Raw genomic sequence first — 5,573 nt, 5'->3', positions numbered from 1 at the left:
CCGCGGCGGCCAGCGCGTCACCGAGCGGGCGCACCAGCGACCGCGCGCCACGCTCCTTGTACGCCGCGAGCGCGCCGCGCACCGGTCCCTCGTACGCCGTGATCGCGTACACCGGGGGCAGGCCCTCGGGCGCCGGGGTCGGCCCCATCCGCGCGGCCGACGGCAGGAAGACCGCGCGGCACGCGGTGCACAGTCGCGGACCGGGCTCGCCACAGCCCGCGCAGTCCGCGGGCAGCACCAGGTCGGCCCATGTCGCGAGCACTCGGCGGCCTCTCATGCCGTCCACGCTTGCACGCCACGATCCGAAACGGGCCCTTCCGGGGCACGACCACCCGATCCGGTCATGGCGCGCCGTGGCGATCGACGGATCGCGCGCGAGGCCGGCTCGTCGCGCCGGGCCTAGCCGGGGTAGACCGGGTAGGTCCCGCTGTACACCTTGGTCCAGTTGTTGCCCTGGCCCAGGCGGTAGATGTTGTCCTCGCTGGAGTCCGCGAGCAGCGGTTGGTCCGGGCCGTCGGGGGCGGCGATGTGCAGCATGCCGTTGACCGAGGCGATCGACACCGACGAGCCGCCGTCGATGTCGACGATCTGCGGCTGGAGCGCGCCCTGGTCCTCCTTGCCCAGGACCGCGAGCCGGTCCGGGCCGTTCCACGAGACCGCCTTGACCTCGACCAGCGAGGGCACCACCGAACGGGTCGCGGCGATCGTCATGGACACCTGCCCGCCGGTGACGTGCCGCTCGACCCGGCCCAGCCGCAGCGCTTTGCCGTTGTCCACGATCAGCGCGGCGCGGGTGCCGTCCGGGGACAACCGGATGCCGGTGATCCGACTCGCCTCGATGTTCTGCACGGCCACCGACACCACGGTGATCTGTTTGCGGTCGTCCTCGGACAACGCGAGCACCCGCTCGGCGCCCTGGGTCCGATCGAGCACCCACAGCACCCCGCGGCCGTCCCACGTGGGACTGCTCAACGAACCCGAGTCCAGCCAGTCCTTGGCCTCGTGGCCGTCGACGTCGCCCACGATCAACCGACGCCCGGTGCTCTCGACGCCGGCGATCCGACGCTGGAACGGGTCGCGCGAGGCCGCGATCTGGTCGAGCTTGAACGTGCCGTCGCCGAACGGTCCCGGCAGCACCGGCGGGAGCCCGCCGGGCGAGGGCACGATGTTGACGACGTTGCCCTTGCCGATGAAGTAGCCCATCGGCGAGCCGGACTTGGACTGGATCGGGTCGTACTGGGCGGCGTCGTCCTGGGAGAGCGAGCACATCGGCGAATCGCCCCCCACGATCGAGACCGTGTCGATGCCGGAGACCTGACGCAGCGTGTACAGCAGCTGCGCGGCCATCCGGTCGCAGCCCTTGGGCGGGGTACGCCGCGCCGCCGCGTCGAGTTGGACGCGCGCGGTGCGGTTGTCCTCGATGGCGATCGTGCGCTGGGCGAGCCGGGTGCCCGCGGGGAAGGCGGTGTCGACGACGGGCGCGAGCCATTCGGTGGGGCCGTCGAGGAGTTGTTGGACCAGCGCCGTGGCCAGGCCGACCCGACTGCGCAGGTAGACCGGGTCGGGCACGAGTTTGTCCCGGCCCACGGGCATGGCCGAGGCGAACCAGTACGTGTTGACCGAGCGATAGATCCGGTGGAACTCGGCCTTGGTCAGGATCAGCCCGTCCGGCAAGTCGGTGATCCGCCACTGGTTGTCGGCGACCATCCTGAGCCGGAACGTGGCGCGATACTGCGCGTTCTGCGTTTCCTCGGGTTCGTACGCGTTGCGGGCGTCGACGGTGCCCACCCGGGTGCCGGTGACCGAGACCAGGTACGACTTGTCGTCGCCGGCCGGGTCGGCGGTGCGGTGGATCGAGTCGAGTACGACGATCTCGCGCCCGGGCACCCATTTGTTGCCGGCCTCGGGGGTCAGGTAGGCGCGGGCCGTCGCGTAGTCGGGCTCGTCGCTGGTGACCGCCTCCAGGAAGCCCGCCACCAGGCCGTCGGGGTCCTCGCCGGGTTTGGGCGGCACCGCGAACACCCGCACCTGCTGCTCGGGTCCCTGGTCCTTGGCGCCGCCCTTGCCGGCCTCGCGCACGCTGCCGCTGTCCGGCATCGACGCGCAGCCGCCGAGCGCGCACAGCACGCACAGGAAGGCCAGGAACGGTGTGATGCGCCTCATCGGTTGCCTCCTGCGGGGCCGACCGCGCGAACGCTGCGGCGGTACGGCGAGCCCGCCGGGCCCAAGCCGCGGTTGGCGCGCGAGTCCTCGGGTTCCAGCGGCAGTGGCGAGCGCACCAGTTCGCCGCCCGCGGTCTTGGGCAGGCTGAGCCGAAACTGCGAACCGCCGCCGGGCTCGCCCCACGCCTGGAGCCAGCCACCGTGCAGGTGCGCGTCCTCCAAGGCGATCGACAGCCCCAGCCCGGTGCCGCCGGTGGTCCTGGCCCTGGCCGGGTCCGCGCGCCAGAAGCGGGCGAACACGAGCGAGGACTCGCCGGGCTTGAGACCCACGCCGTAGTCGCGCACGGCCACCGCGACCGAGTCCTCGCTGCCCGCAACGACGACCACGACATCGTGGCCCTCGCCGTGTTCGACCGCGTTGACCACGAGGTTGCGCAGCACCCGGTCGATCCGACGCGGATCGACCTCGGCCACGCACGGCTTGTCGGGCGCGCGCACCACCAGGCGGCTGCCGCGCCGCTCGGCGAGCGGTTCCGCGCCCTCGACCACCCGACGCACAAGATCGCGCAGGTCCACCGGCTCGGCATCGAGCACGGCCGCGCCGGCGTCGAAGCGGCTGATCTCCAGGAGATCGGACAGCAACGCCTCGAACCGGTCCAACTGGTTCTGCAGGAGTTCGGCCGAGCGCCGGGTCGCGGGGTCGAAGTCCTCGCGGGCCTCGTGCAGCACGTCGGCGGCCATCCGCACGGTGGTCAGCGGCGTACGCAGTTCGTGCGACACGTCCGAGACGAACCGGCGTTGGACACGCGAGAGCTCCTCCAGTTGCCGGATCTGGTTCTGCAGATTGGACGCCATCTTGTTGAACGACGAACCGAGTCGGGCCAGGTCGTCGGCGCCGACCACGCGCATCCGCTCCTCGAGACGGCCGGCGGCCAGGCGCTCGGCGATCCGCGCGGCCATCCGTACCGGCGTCACCACCTGACGAGTCACCAGAGCGGCGATGGCGACCAGGAGCAGCACCAGGAAGACCCCGGCGGTGGCCAGCGTGCTGCGCACCAGGCCCAGGGTCTTCTCCTCGGGACCGAACGAGAAGAAGTAGTACAGCTGGTAGGCGTTGCCGTCCGGATCGGACAGCTGGGAGCCGACCACCAGGCCGGCCTCCCGGGTGGTCCTGGTCCTGCTCTCGCCCACCTGCGCGTCACGCACGATCCGGGTGTACTGCATCGCGGCCGCGCCGCGGCGCGCGGCGACCTCGCGCACCAGGTCGTCGGGCACGCTCTCGTCCGGGACCACGTCGCCGGATCCGCGTGGTCCACGCCCGGTGCCGGGTGTGTCGTCGGCGGAATCGGGGCTGATCGCGGCCACGTCGTAGACGCCCTGTCCACCACTGGACAGTTGTTTCACAAGCGCGTTGAGCCAGTCGCCCGCGTTGACGCCGGCGCCCGCGGTGGGCGCGCCGGTGGGCACTTGGACGTGCTTGCCCGGGCTCGTGGCGATTTCGTCGGCCTGCGCGCGGGCATCCTCGAAACCGCCCTGGGCCTGGGACCGGGCGGAGGCCACCTTCGCGTCGAGCAGGCCGTTGCGGACCTGCCCGACGACCACCACTCCGAGCAGCACCATGACGGCGACCGACAGGACCAACGTGGTGGCCACGACGCGAAACTGGATGGACCTGTTCCACAGGGCCACGACCCGACCCACGCCACCGCGCACACGACGCAGGGCGAGGGTCCAGGCCGACGGGGAGGGCGACCGCTGCGCGGTGCTCACCGGGGCGATCTCAAGGTCAGGCCGGTCCCGCCTTGTAGCCGACCCCACGCACGGTGACCACCGTCTCCGGGCGCTCGGGGTCTCGCTCGATCTTCGAGCGCAGCCGCTGGACGTGCACATTCACCAAGCGGGTGTCGGCCGCGTGTCGATATCCCCATACCTGTTCGAGAAGCACCTCGCGGGTGAACACCTGCCAGGGCTTGCGGGCGAGTGCGACAAGGAGGTCGAACTCCAGCGGGGTGAGCGCGATGTTGTGCCCGTCCCGCTTCACGGCGTGGCCGGCGACGTCGATCACGAGATCGCCGATCACCAGCTGTTCCGGGGTGGGTTCTTCGGCTCTGCGCAGGCGGGCCCGCACACGAGCGACAAGCTCCTTGGGCTTGAACGGTTTGATCACATAGTCGTCGGCTCCGGACTCCAGGCCGACCACGACGTCGACCGTGTCGCTCTTTGCGGTGAGCATCACGATCGGAACGCCGGATTCGGCGCGGATCTGGCGGCAGACATCGATTCCGTCGCGGCCGGGCAGCATCAGGTCCAGCAGCACCAGGTCCGGTTTCACATCCCGGAAAGCCTGGAGTGCCTTGTCTCCGTCCGCCACGAACGACGGCTCGAACCCTTCGCCACGCAGCACGATGCCGAGCATCTCGGACAGTGCGGTGTCGTCGTCAACGATGAGGACGCGTCCCTTCATGTGCATCATCGTCGCATTACCGGATTGTGACCTGCACTCATCCGACCGATTCCGGCCGCGTCCACCAGGGACAAAACGCCGTTTTCCGTGACGAGTGCCGTGCCGAGAGAGGGCGGGGTCACGTCGAAAGCACCGTTGTACGCCGCCCTTCCCACCGGCGCAACGAACGTTTCGGCCACGAACACGACCTCCTACGGGGTGCGCCGCCGCACCACGACCGCCCGACCGTCGGGTGTCGAGGCGTCGACGTGGGGCGCCGGCGCGACCACCACCAACGGCAGCCGCAGTGGTGGGTGGGCACCGCGAGCGGATACCTGCCGACCTCGACGACGGCACCCCCGTGCGCCGCTCGTCCGGTCGGACCCCACGATCACCGGATCCCACGTCGCCCGCCGCGACGAGCGAGCCGGCCATTGCCATCGCGATGCGCGCCGGCGCCGGCAGCCGGGTCCGATCGGGCACGATCGGCGCCGGCTCGACCGCGTCCGGCCGGCGCACCGGAACGAGTGGCGTCTCGTCGACGTTGTCCACCCGGCCGGTGTGCCCCGGGAACGGTTCGAAATCGGGTCCCGGCCGTTGGCCATCCGCGACCGCGGGCATGCCACGATGAGTCACCACCCGATCAGGACGAGGAGCGCAATCGCATGACGGACTCGCCCGGCCGGCCCACACCGGACGCCCCGGGGCCGGACGAAGAACAACGCCCGGCGGACGACGACACGTCATCCGACCAGCCCACCCCCGCGCCGGCCGCGGACGGGCCCACGTCCTCGGACGAAACACCCTCCCCGAGCCGACCCCCGTCGCCGGACAAGCCGCCGTCCCTGGACAAGCCGCCGTCGCCGGACCGGCCCGCTCCCGCGCAGCCCGCCCCCGGCTGGGCCCCGCAACAGCCGCCGCCCGCGGCCGGCTGGGGACCGCCCACCGCAGGCTGGGGACCGCCCAAC

The 5,573-nt window shown here is 71.5% G+C and carries 3 protein-coding genes and 2 pseudogenes; 1 reads left to right on the top strand and 4 read right to left on the bottom strand.

Features of this window, described 5'->3' with window-relative positions; translation table 11 throughout:
- The 4 genes and pseudogenes from GT354_RS50130 to mtrA all read right to left on the bottom strand — a co-directional run.
- Positions 1-277, bottom strand: a pseudogene (locus tag GT354_RS50130) (ComF family protein); the annotation flags it as partial.
- Between the two features lie 122 nt (positions 278-399).
- Positions 400-2,163 (bottom strand): LpqB family beta-propeller domain-containing protein, encoded by a 1,764-nt coding sequence (locus tag GT354_RS50125; RefSeq protein WP_161364887.1) that lies wholly within the window; start codon positions 2,161-2,163, stop codon positions 400-402.
- Positions 2,160-3,875, bottom strand: a complete 1,716-nt coding sequence (gene mtrB / locus GT354_RS50120) for an MtrAB system histidine kinase MtrB (protein ID WP_161364889.1) — start codon at positions 3,873-3,875, stop codon at positions 2,160-2,162. Before mtrB ends, GT354_RS50125 begins: the two co-directional genes overlap by 4 nt.
- A gap of 73 nt (positions 3,876-3,948) precedes the next feature.
- Positions 3,949-4,626: an MtrAB system response regulator MtrA gene (mtrA, locus tag GT354_RS50115; protein ID WP_161364885.1), complete on the bottom strand. Its 678-nt coding sequence runs from the start codon at positions 4,624-4,626 to the stop codon at positions 3,949-3,951.
- A 644-nt stretch (positions 4,627-5,270) separates the two neighbouring features.
- Here mtrA and GT354_RS50110 point away from each other — a divergent pair.
- Positions 5,271-5,573 (top strand): annotated as a pseudogene (locus tag GT354_RS50110) (hypothetical protein); the annotation flags it as partial.

Source organism: Streptomyces sp. SID3343 (genome assembly GCF_009865215.1).
In the GTDB taxonomy this organism is placed as follows: Bacteria; Actinomycetota; Actinomycetes; order Streptomycetales; family Streptomycetaceae; genus Embleya.
The sequence above is the reverse complement of the archived record's forward strand: the minus strand, read 5'-3'. Positions and strand labels throughout refer to the sequence as shown.